Origin of the sequence: Streptomyces pratensis (assembly GCF_016804005.1) — a bacterium.
Classification (GTDB): Bacteria; Actinomycetota; Actinomycetes; order Streptomycetales; family Streptomycetaceae; genus Streptomyces; species Streptomyces pratensis_A.
Genome location: NZ_CP051486.1, coordinates 5,475,520 through 5,495,586, shown reverse-complemented (window position 1 = coordinate 5,495,586; position 20,067 = coordinate 5,475,520). Strand labels below are relative to the sequence as shown.

Below are 20,067 nucleotides of genomic sequence, written 5' to 3'. Positions count from 1 at the left end.
CGAAGGGTCCTCGTCCGTCCACTTCCACCCCCGTCGTGCGAACGACATGCGTAGGGTGCTGGCAACCGGGAGGATGGCGATCCGGGGAGGGAGCCGGACATGGACGAAAAGGAAGCCCTTCGAGTGGGTGCCGCGGTTCGCCGACGCCGCAGGACCCTCGGACTCACCCTGGCCGCGGTGGCCGGGCGCAGCGGCCTGTCCGTACCGTTCCTCAGCCAGATCGAGAACGAACGGGCCAGACCGAGCCCCCGGTCCCTGGACCGGGTGGCGGACGCGCTCGAGACCACGACCGAGCGGCTGCGGGCCGCGGCGGACTCGGCACGGGCCGTGGACGTCGTACGGGCGGACGACGAGGACGGCGTGCGCAGGCTGGTCCGGGGGCGGCACCAGCTCAGCGCGCTTGAGTTCATCGGCGAGCAGGACCTCGGGCGGGAGTTCCAGCACCGGAACGACGAGGTGATGTACGTCGTGGAGGGCGCAGTCGAGGTCGAGGCCGAAGGACAGGCCCACAGGCTGGGCCGGGGCGACACCCTCTTCCTCTCCGGCGGGGTCCGGCACCGTTGGCGGGCCACCGTACCGGGCACCCGGCTGCTGGTCGTCTCGGTCGCCGAGCACATCGACGCGACGTACGACTCGCGTCGCTGACGGGAGTGCCGATGCGCGTCGTCTCCCTGGTCCCGTCGCTCACCGAGGCCGTCGCCGTCACCGCCCCCGGCCTGCTCGTCGGGGTCACCGACTGGTGCACCCACCCGGCGGGGCTGACGGCCACCCGGATCGGCGGCACGAAGAATCCCGGCACCGCCGCCGTGGCGGCTCTGCGACCCGACCTCGTCCTCGCCAACGAGGAGGAGAACCGCGAAGCGGACCTCGCCGCCCTGCGAGCGGCCGGCCTGAACGTCCTGGTCACCGAGATCCGGACCCTCGACCAGGCCTTCACCGAGCTGGAACGGGTCCTCACCGCGTGCGGGCTGCCCGTGCCCCGCTGGCTGGACGAATCCCGGGAGGCGTGGGCGGCGCTGCCGCCCACCGCCGCTCCCCGTCCCGCGATCGTGCCCGTCTGGCGCAGACCCTGGATGGTGCTGGGCCGCGACACCTTCGCCGGTGACCTGCTGGCCCGCCTCGGGGTACGGAACGTGTACGCCGGCCACCACGACCGCTACCCCCGCGTCCCCCTGGCCGAGCTGAACACGGCCGGGGCCGAGCTCGTCGTGCTGCCGGACGAGCCGTACCGCTTCACCGCCGGTGACGGACCCGAGGCCTTCCCCGGACTGCGCGCCGTGCTCGTCGACGGGCGTCACCTCACGTGGTACGGACCGTCACTGGCCGAAGCGGCCGGGGCGCTGCGAGCAGCGCTCCGCTGAAGAGTCCGCCCAGCGTCCGCACACCGGCGACCGCCCAAGCGGTCACCAGCAGCGCGTAGAGGGCCACGGCCAGCCAGGTGAACGCGTGCAGACCGGTGTGCCGGGCCAGGCCCGCCGCGCCTGTGACACACGTACCCACGGGGAAGGTGAATCCCCACCACGTCATCGTGAACCGCATGCCGCGCCGGACGGCACGCACCACCATCGTGGCGGACAGGGCCAGCCAGAGCAGGGCGAACCCCATCACCGGCACCCCGTAGAGGACGGCGAAGGCGCCGAAGGCCGAGGCGTAGGGCGCCGCGATCGCGCCGGGCGCCACATCGGCCAGCTGGTTGACGGCGGTCGTGGACTGGCCCAGCGGCCCGAGCACCAGGAACAGCGTCGGAGTCAGTGCGAGCGGCAGAGGACCTCCGTGGACCAGCCGTGCGAAGACCAGCGGCAAGACCACCAGGGTCGCCAGCAGGGACAGCCCGAACATCGCGTAACAGGCGAGCAGGAGCGCCTCGCGTCCCTGGCCGGGAGCCAGCTCGGGCACCAGGAGCGGTCCGACCGCGGCCGAGACCATCGGGGCCACCAGCGGGAGCAGCCAGACCGGCGACGCGGTGCCCGGGGCGGGACGGTGGCGTACGACCATGAGATACGGGATCGCGACGGCTGCGGCGAGGCCGGTGACCGTGCCCGCCGTGAACAGCAGCGCGTCCACGGCGACGGCGGCCGGATGCCCTATGGCGTCCTGACCCGACACCAGGGTGGCCGCGCCGACGGCGAGCAGCGCCATGGACAGGCAGCCGTGGAACGGGGCGACGGCGGGGTCCATGAGGTGGGCGCGGGCCTGGTCCCGGTGGAGGATCCAGTGGCCGGCCCGGGCCGTCAGCACGACGGCCAGCAGCACGGCGGACAGGGCCCACACCACGACACAGGCGGCCCGCAGGCCCGGCACCTCCACGGGCAGCGCTGCGCCCGCGGTCGCCACGACGGCGGTCCCCATGACGGTCGCGTACCAGTTGGGGCCGAAATGCCGCAGGGACGGGAACCGGGGCTCGACGGTACGGGGGGCGGTGGTCCCGGTCCGGGTCTGCGGAAAGATGGCCATGCCACGATTCTCGGTGACCGGACCGCCGCCCACCAGGGAGCACCGGGCTATGAGGTCATAGGCTGGCCTTATGTCCAGCCCCGTGCCTCCGCCCCCCTCCCTGTCCCACCGTGTGCCCGACCTCGGAGCCATGGTGCTGCTGCTCGCCGTCGCGCGGCACGGGAGTCTGGGCCGGGCGGCGCGCGAGGTCGGCATCAGCCAGCCCGCCGCGTCCGGCCGCATCCGGTCGATGGAGCGGCAGCTCGGCGTCGCGCTCCTGGACCGCTCACCGCGCGGATCCCGGCTGACCGACGCGGGCGCGCTCGTCACCGACTGGGCGCGCAGGGTCGTCGAGGCGGCGGAGGCGTTCGACGCGGGAGCCCAGGCGTTGAGGGACCGGCGCGACTCCAGGCTGCGGGTCGCGGCGAGCATGACCATCGCGGAGTACCTGCTGCCGGGCTGGCTGATCGCGCTGCGGGCCGCGCGGCCCGGGACCGCCGTGTCCCTTCTCGCGGGCAACTCGGCGGTCGTCGCCCTGCGCCTCCTGGCGGGAGAGGCGGACCTGGGCTTCGTCGAAGGGCTCTCGATACCGGAAGGGCTGGACGGCACGGTCATCGCGCACGACCGGCTCGTCGTCGTGGTGGCTCCCTCGCACCCGTGGGCACGCCGCCGGGGACTGACCCCCGGCGAGCTCGCCGGGACGCCCCTGATCCTGCGCGAACGCGGCTCGGGCACACGGCAGGTCCTGGACGCCGCGCTCGCCGTGCACGGAGGGCTGGCGCCCCCGCTGCTCGAACTCTCCTCGACCACCGCGGTCAAGGGGGCCGCGGAGAGCGGCGCGGGGCCCTGCGTGCTGAGCGAACTCGCCCTGGGCGAGGAGCTCTCCGCGCGGCGCCTCGTCAAGGTCCCGGTCGCGGGCGTCCGGCTCCGCCGTCAGCTGCGCGCGGTCTGGCCGGCCGGCCACCGGCCGACGGGACCCGCGCGCGACCTGCTCTCCCTGACCTCCGGTGAGGCGCGAGAGCCCTGACCGGCCGCCGGGCCCGTGCCGCCGGCCGCCTGCCGGGGGAGTGACCGGTGTCCGCCCGGGTCGCTGACCGCTGACCACCCGGGGTGCTGACCGCCGACCGCCCGTCGGCCCGTGTGATTCCTCATCGGCCGCCGGGCCGTGTGACCTCTCACCCCGCATCGGGCGCGGTGCCTCCTGGTCGCCTGCCGGGGGCGCGCCCCCTTGGCAGTACACCCGGGGCGAGACCCCTGATCGGCCGCCGAGTGCGTGCCCCTTGACCATCCACCAGGTGGGTGAGCCTCAGGCCGCAGGCACAGGTGCCCCGGTCCGGGCCGCCTCCACCAGGGCCCGCATGATCCGGAGGTCGTCACCCATCTCCGGATGCCACTGGACCCCGAGCACCCATTGGCCGCCCGGCAGCTCGACGGCCTCCACCGTGCCGTCCGCCGCGTGCGCGGAGGCCACCAGGCCCGGCGCCAGCCGGTCCACTGCCTGGTGGTGGTACGTGGGTACGGACGCCACCTCGGGCACGAGTGAGGCGTACAGCGTCCCCGGGACGGGCGTCACCTCGTGCTCACCGAGAACCCCGGACTTGCCGAACGGGCCCGCGTGACCGTCCAGATGCTGGGTCAGCGTGCCGCCCAGCGCCACGTTGAGCAGCTGCATGCCGCGACAGATCCCGAGCACCGGAGTGCCCGCCGCCCTGGCCGCGCGGAGCAGGGCCACCTCCCAGCTGTCGCGCTCGTGCGCCGGAGGCCCGGTCCGGAAGTCGCGCTCCGCGCCGTAGAGCCCTGGATCGACATCGGCGCCGCCCGCGATCACGAGACCGTCGACCCGGGCCAGGACAGCCCCGGCCCGCGCCGGATCGTCCGGCGGCAGCAGCGCGGCCATCCCGCCGGAGCGCTGGACCAGCCGGGGGTAGGCGGAGGGGAGCACCGCGGCGGGGAGCTCCCAGACGCCCCAGCGAGCCGCCGGCTCCAGATAGGTCGTGACGCCGATGAGCGGTTGGTGCATGGTGCGGTCCCTCCGGCGGCCGGTCTGCTGGCCGGCCCGGTGCAATGGTGTTGCGTCATACCTTTGTTCGTACCGCGCCTCCGCGCAAGAGCAGTGATCCAGAAGGGCAAGATCAAGCCAGGAAGCCCCGGAGCAGCGCGGCCGTCCCCTCGCAGTGCTCACGCGTCACCGCGCGCGCCGCCTCCTCGTCCCGGTCGAGCACGGCTTCGACGAGGGCCGTGTGCTGATGCTGCGAGTGTTCGAGGTTCCGCACCAGCAGGGGGATGCAGTCCAGGAGTTCGTTGACGCCTGCCCGCACCGCCGCGTACCGGCTTGCGAGGGAGGGGGAGCCGGACAGCTCGGCGAGCGTCAGGTGGAAGTGGGTGTCAAGCCTGCGGTAGTCGGGCAGAGGTGCCTCGTGTGTCGCCGCCAGAGCCGTTCGCAGCCGTTCCGCCCCCTCGTCGTCGAGGCCGCGCGACGCACAGAGCCCGGCGGCCCCCGACTCCAGGACCTCGCGGAACAGCAGTACGTCCTCGATGTCCACGTCCGCCACCCGGCGGCGCAGCTCGTCACCGTCGGCCGGGCCGGTGCGGGGGAGGACGAACGTACCGCCGTACCTCCCGCGTCTGGCCTCGATCAGCCCCTGGTCCTGGAGCACCCTCAGCACCTCGCGCAGGGTGACGCGGCTGATGCCGAGGAGCCCGGCCAGCTCACGCTCGGCCGGCAGCCGCCCGCCGCCGGGCACCAGGCCGAGCCGGACCACCTGGAGGATCTGCTCCAGCGCCTCCTCGAAGCCGTTGCCCGCGCGGACCGGCCGCAGCAAGGGCAGCAGCCGGTCGGAGGCCCCGGGCTCCCCGGTCTCTTCCGCCACGTCCCGATTCCCTTCCCCCCAATGGTTTTCTCCCATACCTTAGACCGGCCGGCTGGCCGAACGAGGAGTGTCCCGTGGCAGACCGAACACCCCCGCTGGGGACCGACGAGCTGCGCGTGCTCGTGGGACGCGGTGAGATCGACACCGTGGTCCTCGCCTTCCCCGACATGCAGGGCCGGCTGCAGGGCAAGCGATTCGCGGCGTCCTTCTTCCTGGACGAGGTCCTGGAGCACGGCACGGAAGGCTGCAACTACCTGCTCGCCGTCGACACGGACATGAACACCGTCGACGGATTCGCGATGTCCTCCTGGTCCAACGGTTACGGCGACTTCGCGATGCGCCCAGACCTCACGACCCTGCGCCGGATCCCCTGGCACGAGGGGACGGCCATGGTCATGGCCGATCTCGCCTGGGACGACGGCTCGCCGGTCGCCGCGGCACCCCGCCAGATCCTCCGGCGGCAGCTGGAGCGGCTCGCCGCACACGGACTGAGCGCACATGTCGGCACGGAGCTCGAGTTCATCGTCTTCAAGGACACGTACGAGCAGGCGTGGGACCTCAACTACCGCGGTCTCACCCCGGCGAACCAGTACAACATCGACTACTCCGTCCTGGGCACCGGCCGCATCGAACCACTGCTGCGCCGCATCCGCAACGAGATGGCCGCCGCAGGGCTGACCGTCGAGTCGGCCAAGGGCGAGTGCAACCCCGGCCAGCACGAGATCGTCTTCCGCTACGACGAAGCCCTCGTCACCTGCGACCAGCACGCCGTCTACAAGACCGGCTCCAAGGAGATCGCCGCCCAGGAAGGCGTCGCGCTCACCTTCATGGCCAAGTTCAACGAGCGTGAGGGCAACTCCTGCCACATCCACCTCTCGCTCCAGGACGCCGATGGACACAGCGTCATGGCGGGCGACGACGGCACGATGTCCCCCGTGATGCGGAGCTTCCTCGCCGGCCAGCTGGCAGCCCTGCGCGACTTCTCGCTGCTGTACGCGCCGAACATCAACTCCTACAAGCGTTTCCAGCCCGGGTCCTTCGCCCCGACCGCCGTGGCCTGGGGCCACGACAACCGCACCTGTGCCCTGCGCGTCGTCGGACACGGCCGTTCCACGCGCTTCGAGAACAGGCTGCCCGGCGGCGACGTGAACCCGTACCTCGCGGTCGCCGGCCTCGTCGCCGCCGGACTGCACGGCATCGAGAACGAGCTGGAACTCCCCGACGCCTGCGAGGGCAACGCCTACACCGCCGGATACGACCAGGTCCCCACCACGCTCCGTGAGGCGGCGGCCCTCTGGGAGAGCAGCGAGGTCGCCCGGGAGGCCTTCGGCGACGACGTCGTCGCGCACTACCGCAACATGGCGCGCGTCGAACTGGAGGCCTTCGACGCAGCGGTGACCGACTGGGAGCTCCGCCGCTCCTTCGAACGCCTGTGAGGCACCCGTGATCCACGAACACCGTGTCCTGAACCCGGCGACCGAGGAGCTCGTCGCCACCGTCCCGGCCACCTCCGCCGCAGAGGTCGGTGCCGCCGTCGCCCGCGCAGCGGCCGCCCAGCGCACCTGGGCCGCGCTGGCTCCGGCCGACCGGGCCCGGCTGCTGCGGCGCTTCGCCGTCCTCGTCGACGAACACGCCGAACGTCTGGCCCGGCTGGAGGTCACCGAAGCGGGACACACCCTGGGCAACGCCCGCTGGGAGGCGGCCAACGTCCGGGACCTGCTGGACTACGCGGCCGGGGGAGTGGAACGCCTGACGGGGCGCCAGATCCCCGTACCCGGCGGGATCGACATCACGTTCCTCGAACCGCTGGGCGTCGTCGGAGTGATCGCCCCGTGGAACTTCCCGATGCCGATCGCCGCCTGGGGCACCGCCCCCGCCCTCGCCGCCGGCAACGCCGTCCTCCTCAAGCCCGCGGAGACCACCCCGCTCACCGCCCAGTACCTGGCCCGGCTCGCTCTCGACGCGGGCCTCCCCGAACACCTCTTCCAGGTGCTGCCCGGCGCGGGGGACGTGGCGGGCGACGCCCTGGTCCGGCACCCGGGCGTCGCCAAGATCGTCTTCACCGGTTCGGCCCGCGTCGGCAAGCAGATCATGGCCAGGTGCGCGGACCGGGTGAAGCGGCTCACCCTCGAACTCGGCGGCAAGAGCCCCAACATCGTCTTCGCCGACGCCGACATCGAGGCCGCCGCGGCCGCCGCGCCCATGTCCTTCCTGGACAACGCCGGCCAGGACTGCTGCGCCCGCACCCGCGTCCTGGTCCAGCGGTCCGCGTACGACCGCTTCCTCGAACTCCTGGTCCCGGCCGTCGCCTCCGTCGTCGTGGGGGACCCGTCGGACGAGAGGACACAGATGGGCCCGCTGATCTCCCTGGCCCAGCTGGAGCGCGTCCGCGGGTTCGTCCCGGACGGCGCGGACGGCATCCGGGGCAGCGCGCCCACCGGCCCCGGCTTCTGGTTCCCCCCGACCGTCCTCACCGGGATCGCGCCCGACGCCCCCGTCGCCACGGAGGAGGTCTTCGGCCCCGTCGCCGTCGTGCTCCCCTTCGAGGACGAGGCCGACGCCGTCCGGCTGGCCGACGCCACCGACCACGGACTGGCCGGCTCCATCTGGACCCGTGACGTGGGCCGCGCCCTACGGGTCTCCCAGGCGGTCCGGGCCGGGAACCTGTCCGTCAACTCCCACTCCGCCGTCCGCTACTGGACACCCTTCGGCGGCTACAAACAGTCCGGGCTCGGCCGTGAACTGGGGCCCGACGCCCTCGCGGCCTTCACCGAAACCAAGAACGTCTTCATCGGCACGGAGGCCTGAACACAGATGACCACCAAATCCGGCAGCGTCTGCCGCCGTCTGGCCGGCCGCACCGCCGTCATCACCGGCGCGGGCAGCGGCATCGGCCTCGCCACCGCCCGCCGGCTGGCGTCGGAAGGAGCACACGTCGTCTGCGGTGACATCGACGAGAGCGCCGGAAAGGCCGCCGCGAAGGAGGCGGGAGGCACCTTCGTACGCGTCGACGTCACCGACCCCGGCCAGGTCAAAGCCCTCTTCGCGGCGGCGGACGACACCTACGGCTCCGTCGACATCGCCTTCAACAACGCGGGCATCTCACCGCCGGAGGACGACTCCATCCTCACGACCGGCCTGGAGGCGTGGAAACGCGTCCAGGACGTCAACCTCACCTCCGTCTACCTCTGCTGCAAGGCCGCCCTCCCCTACATGCGGCGCCAGGGCCGCGGCTCGATCATCAACACCGCGTCCTTCGTGGCACGGATGGGCGCGGCGACCTCCCAGATCTCCTACACCGCGTCCAAGGGCGGCGTCCTCGCACTGTCCCGGGAACTCGGGGTGCAGTTCGCCCGCGAAGGGATCCGGGTCAACGCCCTGTGCCCCGGCCCGGTCAACACCCCGCTGCTCCAGGAGCTGTTCGCCACGGACCCGGAGCGTGCCGCCCGCAGGCTCGTGCACATCCCGGTCGGCCGGTTCGCCGAGCCTACGGAGATCGCCGCCGCCGTCGCCTTCCTGGCGAGCGACGACTCCTCCTTCGTCAACGCCACCGACTTCCTCGTCGACGGCGGAATCTCAGGAGCGTACGTGACCCCGCTCGACTGACGCTCCCTGGAGTGGTGACATGAGCAACGTGACGCCGCCCGGCTGGTACCCGGACGTGAACGTGCCCGGCACGGAGCGCTGGTGGGACGGCGCCGCGTGGACCGGACACACCCGCTCCACCGCCGTCACCCAGCCCCTGGGACTCCATCCGCAGTCCGCGCCACAGGCATCCGCGAACGTCACCCGGGGCGGCGGCCGGGGCCTCCGGGCCGCCGTCGCCACGACCGCGGCGGTCCTGGTGGCCGCCGCCGTAGTCGTCACCGGGTTCCTCGTCCTGGGCGAGGGCGGCGGTACGGAGTCCAGGTCCTCGCCCGGCAGTACCGCGCCGCCGCCCACCGACAGCGCGAGCGCCCCCGCCCCGACGCCCGCCGGGGGCCCGGAGGACGACGCCGCGGTGCTGGTAGACCAGCTCAACGGGGTCACGCTCCCGGTCCCCGACGGCTGGGAGAAGCCGGAGAACACCCTCGACGACGCCTCCACGATGCGTACCGTCGGCTCCTACACCTGCCCCGGCGACTCGGGAAGTCTCTGCTACCACGGCACGGTCTCGGTCCGTACGGCGAGCGGCACCGGTCTCACGGACATGAAGGCACTGGCGGAGGAGGACATCGGAACGGCGGCAGACCGGGCCTACGGGAGGAATTCCGTCGACGCCCTCATCCACGGGGGCATCAGGTCCCAGAAGGAAGTGGCGTCCAGGTCCGTGACGGTCGCGGGGCGCACCGGACATCTGGTGCGCCGCCGGATCACCACGGGCGCCGGCCCCGGCGGCCATGTGCAGTCGCTCGTCTTCCCCTCGGCGGTGGGCAGCGAGACACCGGTCGTCGTGCGCTTCGCGTTCGACGCGGGCGGGGACGAGCTGCCGCTCACCCTCATGGACACCATCACCGAGGGCATCCGGCCGATCGGCGACGCCACGGGCGGCGGAGTCGGCAGCACCGTCGCTCCCTGAGCGGCGTCCTACAGGAAGGTGCGGCCCTCGCCGCGGTACGTCGGCACGGTGGCGGTGATCCGCTCGCCCTCGATGAGCCGCAGCTCGTCGAAGCGCTCGCACAGTTCACCGGCCTTGGCGTGCCGGAACCACACCTTGTCGCCGATCAGCAGGTCGTCCGCGGGGGCTCCGAGCAGCGGCGTCTGCACCTCGCCCGGGCCCTCCTGCGGGTCGTAGCGCAGCCCTTCGGGCAGATACGGCACCGGCAGCCGGTCCGCGCCCGCCGCCCCGGACGCCGGATAGCCGCCGCCGAGCACCGTCACCACGCCCACGCCCGGCCGCCGCACCACGGGCTGGGCGAACAGTGCCGACGGACGGCCCGTGAACGAGGTGTAGTTGTCGAACAGTCTCGGTACGTAGAGCCCGGACCCCGCGGCGATCTCGGTCACCGCCGGCTCGGCGGCGGTGTGCTGCACGCTGCCGGTGCCGCCCCCGTTCACGAACTCCAGGCCGGGCGCCACCGCACGGACCGCCCGCACGACCTCCGCGCGCCGGGCCGCCAGCTCCCGGCGCGCCGCCGCCTGCATCAGCCGGACAGCGCGCGACCGCAGCGGCCGTCCCGCCACCGAGTCGCCCACACCGGCGACATGGCCCTCGTACGCCATCAGCCCCACCAGCCGGAAGCCGGGCCTGCGGTCCACCGACCTCGCGAGCTCGGCCAGTTGGGCCGGGGAACGGAGCGGGGAGCGCAGCGCGCCGATCCTGACCCGCCCGCCGAGCAGCCGCAGCGAGGTGTCCAGCTCCAGACAGACCCGGATCTCCTCGGTGCCGCCTGCGCGCGCGGCGTCGATCAGCTCCAGCTGCGCGTGGTCGTCCACCATCACCGTCACGGCCGCGGCGAGCTTGGGATCGGCGGCCAGTTCGGCGTAGGAGGCCCGGTCGGCCGACGGATAGGCCAGCAGTACGTCGTCGAATCCGGCGCGGGCCAGCCAGAGCGACTCCGCGAGGGTGAACGACATGATGCCGGCGAAGCCCGGACGGGCGAGCACCCGCTCCAGCAGGGCACGGCAGCGCACCGACTTGCTCGCGACCCGGACGGGCTTGCCGCCCGCCCTGCGCACCAAGTCGTCGGCATTGGCGTCGAAGGCCTCCAGGTCGACGACGGCCACCGGGGCGTCGAGGTGGGCGGTGGCCCGGTCGTAGCGGCTCCGGTCAGTGGCGCGGGCAGTCATGACCGCAGCTTGCCAGACGGCCGTACCACTGGGTAGGGGGACGTTCCGTGCAGATCGTCCCGCACCCGCCGTCCCGTTCCCACGGGGTGCCGCACACCCCGTAGAGTGACCGGTACACGATCGACCCACGGGCCCCGTGCGCAAGGGTGCTCGTGGGCGGTACGGGGACGTGGACCAGGGGGACGGATGAGTACCGAAGCGCAGCGCGCTCCAGTGCCGCCCCGGCCGGCCGGCCCGCCGTCCGTACCGCAGGTCCCGCGTCCGGAGTCCGCGCCACCCGTGACCGGCACCGCCCCCGGCCCGCCGGCTGCCGTCCCGCCCGCCCCGCGTGGTGAGCCCGCCCCGCCGGTGGAGACGACCACCCGGCTCCGCCCCGTCCCGCCGGTGCATCCCGGTCCGCCGCCACCACCCGCCGCCACCAGGCGCAGGCCCGTCGGAGCGGTGGACCTCACCCCGCGCCCCGGAGCGGCCCCCGCCCCGCCCGGGGCGTACTACGCGTACGCCGAGACTCCCGCCGAGACCACCACCCGGCTCCGCCCCGTCAAGGCCCGGAACCCCGTCAGGACCGCCGCGGCGGCGGTCTGTGCCGTGCTCGGCCTCGGGCTCATCGGCGGCGCGGTCACCGGCAGATGGCTCACCGAGGACTCCGCGGCCGAGCCCGGCTACACGAGCGCGTACACCGTGGGCCGCTCCGCCTGGCACAGCGTGCCCGTCGACACCCTCTTCCCGCGCACCCTCAAGGGCGACGGCGCGGGTCCGGGAGCCACCGACCGGGTCTGGACCAGGATCGCCGTCGCGAACGACAGCGGCTGCGCGGCGGGGCTGGACCCGCTGCTGCTCAAGACGCTCGGCCCGGTCGGCTGTGAACGCCTGGTGCGCGCCACCTACACCGACGCCACGCGCAGCAGCGTCACCACCGTCGGCATGGTCTTCACCGAAGCCGGCACCGACGCCATGGGCGCGCTCAGCACCCGGTTCACCACCCAGCGCCTCGCCGGCCGTTCCGACCTGATGCCCCGTACCTACCCGGTCGCCGGCACCGTCGCCGCCGGCTTCGGCGACCGGCAGCGCGCCAGCTGGACGGTCCACGTCCTGACGGAGGTGCCCGTCGTCGTGTTCGCCGTCTCCGGCTTCGCGGACGGCCGTACGGTCACGGAGCCGCAGGCCGCGGCCGAGGCCATGGCGGACGGAGCCACGACCGCACCCGCCCAGGCGGGACTCGGCCACGAGGCGAAGGGCATCGCCGACCGGGTGGAGCGCACCCTGCGCAGGACCGTCACCGACCTCACGGAGAAGAGGGAATGACCCGTCTGCGCCGGTGCCGGGCGCTCGCGGCCGTCGCCACGGCAACCGCCTTCGCGCTGCTGCCCGCCGTCCCCGCGCACGCCGACGCCATCCGGGACCAGCAGTGGGGCCTGGAGGCCCTCCACACGGACACCGCCTGGCAGACCACGAAGGGCGAGGGCATCACGGTCGCGGTCCTGGACACCGGGGTCGACGACGCCCACCCCGACCTCGCCGGCCAGGTCCTCCCGGGCAAGGACCTCATAGGGTTCGGCGCCGGACGCGGAGACCGCTCCTGGGCGCTGCACGGCACCGCGATGGCCGGCATCATCGCGGGCCGTGGCAACGGCCCGGGGCGGGACGACGGTGTCCTCGGGGTAGCCCCGGAGGCGAAGATCCTTCCCGTGCGGGTGATCCTCGAGTCCGGCGACCCGTCACGCGCCAAGGCCCGGGAGTCACGCGGAACGGCACTCGCCGACGGCATCCGCTGGGCGGCCGACCAGGGCGCCGACGTCATCAACCTCTCCCTGGGTGACGACAGCGAGTCGGCACACCCGGAGCCGGGCGAGGACGCAGCCGTGCAGTACGCCCTCGGCAAGGGCGTGGCCGTCGTCGCCTCGGCGGGCAACAGCGGGGAGAAGGGCGACCGCATCTCCTACCCCGCCGCCTACCCCGGCGTGATCGCCGTCGCGGCCGTCGACAAGTACGGCACGCACGCGGCCTTCTCCACCCGCCGCTGGTACGCGACCGTCAGCGCGCCGGGCGTCGACATCGTCGTGGCCAATCCCGACCAGCACTACTACATCGAGTGGGGCACGTCCGCCGCGTCGGCGTTCGTCTCCGGTGCCGTGGCCCTCGTGCGCGCCGCACACCCGGGTCTCTCGCCCGCGCAGATCAAGACTCTGCTCGCGGAGACGGCCGGCAACGCCCCCGCGGGGGGCCGCGACGACGCCAGGGGCTACGGCATGGTCGACCCCGCCGCCGCGATACAGGCCGGGGCGAAGCTGCGCCCGGACGACACGGGCGCGCGGGCCGCCGGGGCGGATCACCGCGACGAGTACTTCGGCTCCGGCCCCGCCCCGCAGCCGGGCGACGGGGACCCGGCCGGCTGGCTGGCCCCCACGGCGGGCGGTCTCGGCGCCGTACTCCTCGCCCTGGCCGTGGTGCTGTGGCGTGGCAGGAACGGCGGCGGCGGGAACGGCGGCGGCAGGAACGGCGGGGGCGGGAACCGGGCCGTACCCGGGTACAGCCCGTTCCCCACCGGCGGCCCCCTGCGCTGAGCGGGCGGCCCGGCCACGCCCCGCGCACCGGCCTCAGCGCGATTCGGCCACCGCTCCGGTGACGTCGGCCGCGGCCTTCGCGACGGACTCCACGAGAGCGATGCCCGCCTCCTTCGTCGCGTGCCCGCGCGACAGCACCGCCACCAGCAGGGTGTGCCCGCCGCTCTCCACCCGCCCGATGCTGTTGACGTCCCAGAGCCCCGTCGTCGTCCGGGGCATCCAGCCGTTCTTCAGCACCGCGCCGGTGCCCGCCGCGGACACCCCCCACCGCTGATCGGCCTCGACCTGGCCCATCAGCTCCGTCATGTACGCGCGAGAGGCCGGGGACAGCTCCGAGTCCGTCCCGGACACCGCTTCCAGCAGCCGCACCTGGTCGGCGGCCGTGGTCTGCGTCAGCCCCCACGCGTGGGCGGCCTTCGTCGCGGTCAGCCCCAGGCGCTCGTTGGCCGCGTCGAGTCCGTCCTCCCCGCCGATCACCTTGAGCAGCTCGGTGGCCGAGGTGTTGTCGCTCCGCCGGATCATGGCCTCCGCGTACGCGTGCTCCGCGCCGTTCAGCTCCCGGCCCTCGTCCTGCGCCTGGAGCAGCAGCGCCGCCAGGATGTCGACCTTCACGATGCTGGCGGTGTCGTACGCCCCGTCCCCGTACGCGGCACCCGTGCCGCTCTCCGTGTCCAGCACGGCCACCGTCACGTCGGCGCCGTCCGCCAGGGGCGCCAGCGCGTCGGCCAGCTCCGCGTCGAGATCCACCTCAGGCTCCTCGCTCCCGCCCGTCACGGCCGGCGGGCTCGAAGCGGACGATACGGCGGCCACGGCCGTGGATGCGTCATCCGGTGGACGAACCACCAGATACGTGCCTCCCGCGGAGGCGGCCAGCAGCACGGCGGCGGTCACGAGGCCGGACAGCGCGGGCCTGCGAGTTCTGTGACGGGGCATGGCCCGGACGCTAGGAAGGGCAGCTGGCAGCAGCCTGTGCCCGACCTGTCGCCTAGGTGGGAGAGGGGACCCACTAGGCTCGTCGTGTGGCGCTCAAGAACATCCCGGACCCCGGTTTCTCCGACGACGACGGCACTGCCTCGCCCGAACTGACAGCGGCCCTCGCGGCCTGGGCAGAGGACCGGACGGCCGTCGGCCCGGTCCTCGCCGCCCTCCGCGGCGCCCGGCTCCTCGTGCCGGTCGTCGCGGTCCTCGGCGAGGTCGAGGAGGACGGTGAGGAGGGGCGCGAAGCTCCTGGGAAGGGTGGTGGCGGGCGACGGGTGGGCGGGCTGCGCCGCGAGAAGACCAGCGACATGGCCGTGCCGACCCTTCAGGCCGGTGGCCGGCGCGCCCTGCCCGCCTTCACGTCCACCGCCTCGCTGGCCCGCTGGGATCCCCGGGCGCGCCCCGTCGCCGTACCCCTGCACCAGGCACTGCGGGCCGCCGCGCACGAGAAGGCGGACACGGTGGTGCTGGACCTGGCGGGACCCGTCGCCTTCGAGCTGACGGGCCCGGCGCTGCTGGCCCTGGCCGAGAACCGCACGAGCGCGGACCCGCTCGACGATCCCGCCGTCGTCGCCGCGGTGCGGGAAGCGGTCGCCGCCGAGCCCGCGGTGCTGCGTGCCCACCTCGGCCCCGGCCGGGCGGACGGCACCCTCGCCCTGGTCCTCTCCCCGGACGCCGAGGTCGCGGACGCCGCCCGCAGGGTCGCCGACGCGCTGGCGGCCAGCGAGGTGCTGCGTGCCCGGCTGGTGAGCGGCATCGATCTGGCGCTGCTGCCGGCCGACGCGGTGGCCCCGGGCGAGCCCCTTTTCAGCCGCTGACGCGCACGAGCCCGCCACCTTTCGCGGGCGGCGGGCTCGAGAGGCGCGGGACGGTCAGCCGTAGACGGGACCCGTGTACTTCTCGCCCGGGCCCTGGCCCGGCTCGTCCGGTACGAGCGACGCCTCACGGAAGGCCAGCTGGAGCGACTTCAGGCCGTCGCGCAGCGGCGAGGCGTGGAAGGTGCTGATCTCGGTGACGCTCGCGTCGAGCAGCCCGGCCAGTGCCTGGACCAGCTTGCGCGCCTCGTCGAGGTCCTTGTGCGCCTCGCCCTCCTCGGTCAGGCCGAGCTTCACGGCTGCCGCGCTCATCAGATTGACCGCGACGGTCACGATCACCTCGACCGCGGGGACCTCCGCGATGTCGCGGGCCATGTCGTCGAAGCCGGGGTTCTCGGTGCTGGGGGTGGTCGCGTCGCTCATGCCCCACACGATAAGGCCCGGCCGCGCGCGTCCTTCCCGCGGGAGCACGGTGGGACACGGGATTAGCGCACGCGCGGGCAGGCTGCTAACCTTGTGTAACGACCGGCCGGACACCTATGTGACCGGCCCACAAGTGGAGGCTCCGATCTCCCACCTGACCGTCCCCCGGGACGGCGGGTCACCGGTCTGGTGGCAGCCATCGTTCCGTACGGACGATGGGGCCGCCCGATTGCGCCCCGCGGTTGCACGCGGCGGTGTTCCGGTAGTTCCAGGAGCCCCGCATGTGTTCCGTCCGGGGCTTTTCTGCTTTCCCGGCTCGGTTGGTCATACATAGACGTTACGCGGCTGTCCGCCAGGCGGTCGCGTGGTGCTACCGAGGAGGATCCATCAGCGCCGAGCCCCGCATCAACGACCGGATTCGCGTTCCCGAGGTGCGACTTGTCGGTCCCAGCGGCGAGCAGGTCGGGATTGTTCCGCTTGCCAAGGCCCTGGAGCTCGCACAGGAGTACGACCTCGACCTGGTCGAGGTGGCGGCGACAGCCCGTCCCCCCGTGTGCAAGCTCATGGACTACGGGAAGTTCAAGTACGAGTCGGCCATGAAGGCCCGTGAGGCGCGCAAGAACCAGGCGCACACGGTCATCAAGGAAATGAAGCTCCGGCCGAAGATCGACCCGCACGACTACGACACCAAGAAGGGTCACGTCGTCCGGTTCCTCAAGCAGGGGGACAAGGTCAAGATCACGATCATGTTCCGTGGTCGTGAGCAGTCCCGCCCGGAGCTGGGTTTCCGACTGCTCCAGCGTCTCGCTTCGGACGTCGAGGACCTCGGCTTCATCGAGTCGAACCCGAAGCAGGACGGCCGGAACATGATCATGGTTCTGGGCCCGCACAAGAAGAAGACCGAAGCCATGGCCGAAGCCCGCGAGGCCCAGGCCGCCCGCAAGGCGGAGCGTCAGGGATACACCCCCGACGCCGAGTCCGAGGGTGAGACCGCTGAGGCCCCCGCCGCAGCGGCCGAGGCTCCGGCCGAGACACCTTCCGAGGCGTGACCTCCGGGGGCCGCCACCCAGGCGCCCCCGGGTCCCTCGGAAACCACCCAAAGATCTGACGCCCCTGCAGTCCGGTGCCCGCACCGTGAGGGGCGCCACTGACGAGGAGATAACGGCGCGATGCCGAAGAACAAGACGCACAGCGGTGCCAGCAAGCGCTTCAAGATCACCGGCTCCGGCAAGGTGCTTCGCGAGAGGGCCGGCAAGCGCCACCTGCTCGAGCACAAGTCGTCCAAGAAGACCCGCTCGCTGACCGGCACGGTCGTCGTGGCTCCGGCCGACGCCAAGAAGATCAAGAAGCTTCTCGGCAAGTAGAGGGCGACGCCTCCGGTGAATCCGGGGGCACGATCCTCCATCCGACCGGGACCAATTCGTTTCCGGGCTGGTGAGTCGACACCGCGATTCCCAGCCCCGCTGCAAGGAGTTAAAAGTGGCACGCGTCAAGCGGGCGGTAAACGCCCACAAGAAGCGCCGGGCGATCCTCGAGGCCGCCAGCGGTTACCGCGGTCAGCGTTCGCGCCTGTACCGCAAGGCCAAGGAGCAGGTCACCCACTCCCTGGTCTACAACTACAACGACCGCAAGAAGCGCAAGGGCGACTTCCGCCAGCTCTGGATCCAGCGCATCAACGCGGCTGCCCGCCAGAACGGCATGACGTACAACCGCCTCATCCAGGGTCTGAAGGCCGCCAACATCGAGGTGGACCGCAAGATCCTGGCCGAGCTCGCGGTCAACGACGCCAACGCGTTCGCCGCGCTCGTCGAGGTCGCCCAGAAGGCCCTCCCGAGCGACGTCAACGCCCCGAAGGCCGCCTGATCCAGGCAGTACTTCCGACGTTCCAGCGTTTCGAGCCGGACCCGCAGGCGTGTGCCGTCTGCGGGTCCGGTGCGTTGCACCACGTGTCGCGTACGTAGTCAGCCGTACGCGGAGAAACGTATGCAGAGAAGCTGACTTACGCAGAGAGGCTCGCCGCCGACCATGGGCACCCCCGAACTGATCTCCGCGCGATCGCCGCGAATCGCCGCCGCACGCCGGCTGGCCAGGCGCAACTTCCGCGGCAAGGAGCGCAGATTCATCGCCGAGGGGCCGCAGGCCGTACGAGAGGCCGCAGCGCACCGGGGCGGCGACGGCGAGCCCACCCTGACCGAGCTGTTCGCCACCGTCGAGGCGGCCGACCGGTACTCAGGCATCATCGACGCGGCCCGCGCAGCCGGCGCACGCGTGCACCTCGCGGACGGTGACGTGCTCGCGGACGTGTCGCAGACCGTCACCCCCCAGGGCCTCATCGGTGTCTGCCGCTTCCTGGACTCGCCCTTCGAGGACATCCTCGCGGCGAGGCCCACCCTGGTCGCCGTCCTCGCCCACGTGCGCGACCCCGGCAACGCGGGCACGGTGCTGCGCTGCGCGGACGCCGCCGGCGCGGACGCGGTCGTGCTCACCGACGCCTCCGTGGACCTCTACAACCCCAAGTCGGTGCGCGCCTCCGTCGGCTCGCTCTTCCACCTGCCGGTGGCCGTCGGCGTACCCGTGGAGCAGGCCGTGCAGGGGCTCCGGGACGCCGGCGTGCGCATCCTGGCGGCCGACGGCGCCGGTGAGGACGACCTCGACGACGAGCTCGACGCGGGCACCATGGGGGGGCCCACCGCCTGGGTGTTCGGCAACGAGGCGTGGGGCCTCCCCGAGGAGACGCGCGCCCTGGCCGACGCCGTGGTCCGGGTCCCGATCCACGGCAGGGCCGAGAGCCTCAACCTCGCCACCGCCGCCGCCGTGTGCCTCTACGCCTCCGCGCGGGCCCAGCGCCCGAGCCGCGCGGGCTGATCCCCGCCGGCGCCCCACCGATCGATACGGGCCACACCCCGCCGGTGCCCGCCCCGAGGGTGTCGCCCGGCCGCCGGCGCCTAGTAGGGTGACGAACTCGGGGGCCCACTGCACCGGTTCGAGAGGTGGGGTACGGGAAGATGGCTGTCGGCATGAGCGGGCCGCGAGCGACACACACGGCCGCCGTGCGCGCCCTCTCCGACGGGACAGGCGCGAGCCGGACCGTGGGGGACCCCGCGACGGGCATCGACCCGGACGATCTGCCCGACGGTCTCGTCGTCGCCGACGAGAACGGCAAGGTCATCTGCTTCAACGCGGCCGCGGCAAGGATCACCGCCACACCCGGGTCCGCCGCGCTCGGCCTGTCCCTGCACCAGGCACTGCCCCTGGAGGACCTCAAGGGACGACGCTGGTGGGACCTGACGGACCCGTACGGCGGGCTCGCCACCCGGGTCGGCCAGCCCGAGCGGAATCTGCTGCTCCCCGGCGGCCGTGAGGTCCTGGTATCGGCCCGGTACGTACGCGAGACCCCGACCGGTCCGGTCCGGCGGCTCGTCGTGTCGCTGCGCGGCACCGAGGCGCGCCGACGCACGGAGCTCAGCCACGCCGAGCTGATCGCGACAGTCGCCCACGAGCTGCGCTCCCCGCTGACCTCGGTCAAGGGCTTCACCGCCACGCTCCTGGCCAAGTGGGAGCGGTTCACGGACGACCAGAAGCGGCTGATGCTGGAGACCGTCGACGCGGACGCCAACCGCGTCACCCGGCTCATCGCCGAGCTGCTCGACATCTCCCGCATCGACTCCGGCCGGCTGGAGCTGCGCCGCCAGCCCGTGGACATCTCCGCGGCCGTCGAGCGCCACATCCAGGCACTCACCGCGAACGGCCAGGCGCCCGACCGCTTCCTCGTGCACACCCGGCAGCCGCTGCCCGCGCTCTGGGCCGATCCGGACAAGGTCGACCAGGTCCTCGGCAACCTGCTGGAAAACGCGGTGCGCCACGGCGAGGGAACCGTCACCATTGAGATCGCCCCTGCGCCCGCACCGGCGAAGAGCGACGAGAACGGAACGGCAGTCACCGTGAGCGACGAAGGTCCCGGCATCCCCGAGGAGTCGATGGGCCGCGTCTTCACCCGCTTCTGGCGGGGGAGCAAGCGCGGCGGGACCGGCCTGGGCCTGTACATCGTCAAGGGCATCGTCGAGGCGCACGGCGGCACCATCACGGTGGACCGCGCCCCGGGCGGCGGCGCCGAATTCCGATTTATCCTGCCCGTGGCAGCCCCGGCGTATCTCGCCTGAGCAGCCACGGGCTTCTTCGCCGCTCGGCGGCCCGTAGACTCGACCTTTGGCACCT

General features: G+C 73.0%; 21 protein-coding genes. 15 read left to right on the top strand and 6 right to left on the bottom strand.

Annotated features, from left to right (window positions below; translation table 11 throughout):
- Window positions 1-99: 99 nt before the first annotated feature.
- Both HED23_RS22490 and HED23_RS22485 read left to right on the top strand, forming a co-directional pair.
- Complete coding sequence (locus tag HED23_RS22490) at window positions 100-645, top strand: helix-turn-helix domain-containing protein (protein ID WP_203185182.1); 546 nt, start codon at window positions 100-102, stop codon at window positions 643-645.
- 11 nt (window positions 646-656) lie between these two features.
- Window positions 657-1,361 (top strand): helical backbone metal receptor, encoded by a 705-nt coding sequence (locus HED23_RS22485; protein ID WP_203185181.1) that lies wholly within the window; start codon window positions 657-659, stop codon window positions 1,359-1,361.
- Here HED23_RS22485 and HED23_RS22480 read toward each other — a convergent pair.
- Window positions 1,300-2,454, bottom strand: coding sequence for a TDT family transporter (locus HED23_RS22480; RefSeq protein ID WP_203185180.1), 1,155 nt, complete (start codon window positions 2,452-2,454; stop codon window positions 1,300-1,302). The genes HED23_RS22485 and HED23_RS22480 overlap by 62 nt on opposite strands.
- Window positions 2,455-2,524: 70 nt before the next feature.
- On the opposite strand from HED23_RS22480, the gene HED23_RS22475 reads away from it, so the two are divergent.
- Window positions 2,525-3,460: a LysR family transcriptional regulator gene (locus HED23_RS22475; RefSeq protein ID WP_203185179.1), complete on the top strand. Its 936-nt coding sequence runs from the start codon at window positions 2,525-2,527 to the stop codon at window positions 3,458-3,460.
- 279 nt (window positions 3,461-3,739) lie between these two features.
- Here the strand turns inward: HED23_RS22475 and HED23_RS22470 are convergent, their stop codons facing one another.
- Entirely contained in the window at window positions 3,740-4,453 is a 714-nt protein-coding gene (locus HED23_RS22470) for a gamma-glutamyl-gamma-aminobutyrate hydrolase family protein (RefSeq protein WP_203185178.1), read from the bottom strand.
- A 112-nt stretch (window positions 4,454-4,565) separates the two neighbouring features.
- Entirely contained in the window at window positions 4,566-5,339 is a 774-nt protein-coding gene (locus tag HED23_RS22465) for a FadR/GntR family transcriptional regulator (RefSeq protein ID WP_398081650.1), read from the bottom strand.
- Between the two features lie 38 nt (window positions 5,340-5,377).
- On the opposite strand from HED23_RS22465, the gene HED23_RS22460 reads away from it, so the two are divergent.
- From HED23_RS22460 to HED23_RS22445, 4 genes are read left to right on the top strand one after another with little or no spacing between them, the layout of a single operon-like run.
- On the top strand, window positions 5,378-6,739 hold the full coding sequence (locus tag HED23_RS22460) for a glutamine synthetase family protein (protein ID WP_203185176.1): 1,362 nt from the start codon (window positions 5,378-5,380) through the stop codon (window positions 6,737-6,739).
- A 7-nt stretch (window positions 6,740-6,746) separates the two neighbouring features.
- A complete protein-coding gene (locus HED23_RS22455) occupies window positions 6,747-8,111 on the top strand; it encodes an aldehyde dehydrogenase family protein (RefSeq protein ID WP_203185175.1) in 1,365 nt (454 codons plus the stop codon).
- 6 nt (window positions 8,112-8,117) lie between these two features.
- Complete coding sequence (locus tag HED23_RS22450) at window positions 8,118-8,909, top strand: 3-oxoacyl-ACP reductase (RefSeq protein WP_203185174.1); 792 nt, start codon at window positions 8,118-8,120, stop codon at window positions 8,907-8,909.
- Window positions 8,910-8,928: 19 nt separating this feature from the next.
- On the top strand, window positions 8,929-9,861 hold the full coding sequence (locus HED23_RS22445) for a DUF2510 domain-containing protein (RefSeq protein WP_203185173.1): 933 nt from the start codon (window positions 8,929-8,931) through the stop codon (window positions 9,859-9,861).
- Window positions 9,862-9,869: 8 nt separating this feature from the next.
- Here HED23_RS22445 and HED23_RS22440 read toward each other — a convergent pair whose 3' ends face one another.
- Window positions 9,870-11,072 (bottom strand): amino acid deaminase/aldolase, encoded by a 1,203-nt coding sequence (locus tag HED23_RS22440; protein ID WP_203185172.1) that lies wholly within the window; start codon window positions 11,070-11,072, stop codon window positions 9,870-9,872.
- A gap of 441 nt (window positions 11,073-11,513) precedes the next feature.
- On the opposite strand from HED23_RS22440, the gene HED23_RS22435 reads away from it, so the two are divergent.
- Together HED23_RS22435 and mycP are read left to right on the top strand one after the other, a co-directional pair.
- Window positions 11,514-12,377 carry a hypothetical protein gene (locus HED23_RS22435; RefSeq protein ID WP_203187596.1) on the top strand — a complete coding sequence of 288 codons (864 nt, stop codon included), beginning with the start codon at window positions 11,514-11,516 and terminating at the stop codon, window positions 12,375-12,377.
- Window positions 12,374-13,636 carry a type VII secretion-associated serine protease mycosin gene (mycP, locus tag HED23_RS22430; protein ID WP_203185171.1) on the top strand — a complete coding sequence of 421 codons (1,263 nt, stop codon included), beginning with the start codon at window positions 12,374-12,376 and terminating at the stop codon, window positions 13,634-13,636. The genes HED23_RS22435 and mycP overlap by 4 nt, the downstream gene beginning before the upstream one ends.
- A gap of 33 nt (window positions 13,637-13,669) precedes the next feature.
- Here the strand turns inward: mycP and HED23_RS22425 are convergent, their stop codons facing one another.
- Complete coding sequence (locus HED23_RS22425) at window positions 13,670-14,569, bottom strand: serine hydrolase (protein WP_203185170.1); 900 nt, start codon at window positions 14,567-14,569, stop codon at window positions 13,670-13,672.
- Between the two features lie 86 nt (window positions 14,570-14,655).
- Between HED23_RS22425 and HED23_RS22420 the strand changes: the two genes are divergently transcribed.
- Window positions 14,656-15,432, top strand: coding sequence for an SseB family protein (locus tag HED23_RS22420; protein WP_203185169.1), 777 nt, complete (start codon window positions 14,656-14,658; stop codon window positions 15,430-15,432).
- 54 nt (window positions 15,433-15,486) lie between these two features.
- On the opposite strand, the gene HED23_RS22415 is transcribed toward HED23_RS22420, so the two are convergent.
- Complete coding sequence (locus tag HED23_RS22415; protein ID WP_203185168.1) at window positions 15,487-15,852, bottom strand: DUF1844 domain-containing protein; 366 nt, start codon at window positions 15,850-15,852, stop codon at window positions 15,487-15,489.
- A 281-nt stretch (window positions 15,853-16,133) separates the two neighbouring features.
- Here HED23_RS22415 and infC point away from each other — a divergent pair, with 281 nt between their 5' ends.
- The 5 genes from infC (at window position 16,134) to HED23_RS22390 (ending at window position 20,012) form a co-directional block, all read left to right on the top strand.
- Complete coding sequence (gene infC, locus HED23_RS22410; protein ID WP_238442079.1) at window positions 16,134-16,901, top strand: translation initiation factor IF-3; 768 nt, start codon at window positions 16,134-16,136, stop codon at window positions 16,899-16,901.
- Window positions 16,902-17,021: 120 nt separating this feature from the next.
- Window positions 17,022-17,216, top strand: a complete 195-nt coding sequence (gene rpmI, locus HED23_RS22405; RefSeq protein ID WP_003970213.1) for a 50S ribosomal protein L35 — start codon at window positions 17,022-17,024, stop codon at window positions 17,214-17,216.
- A 115-nt stretch (window positions 17,217-17,331) separates the two neighbouring features.
- A complete protein-coding gene (rplT, locus tag HED23_RS22400) occupies window positions 17,332-17,715 on the top strand; it encodes a 50S ribosomal protein L20 (protein ID WP_003970214.1) in 384 nt (127 codons plus the stop codon).
- A gap of 162 nt (window positions 17,716-17,877) precedes the next feature.
- A complete protein-coding gene (locus tag HED23_RS22395; protein WP_203185167.1) occupies window positions 17,878-18,717 on the top strand; it encodes a TrmH family RNA methyltransferase in 840 nt (279 codons plus the stop codon).
- 140 nt (window positions 18,718-18,857) lie between these two features.
- A complete protein-coding gene (locus HED23_RS22390; protein ID WP_203185166.1) occupies window positions 18,858-20,012 on the top strand; it encodes a sensor histidine kinase in 1,155 nt (384 codons plus the stop codon).
- Window positions 20,013-20,067: the final 55 nt, after the last annotated feature.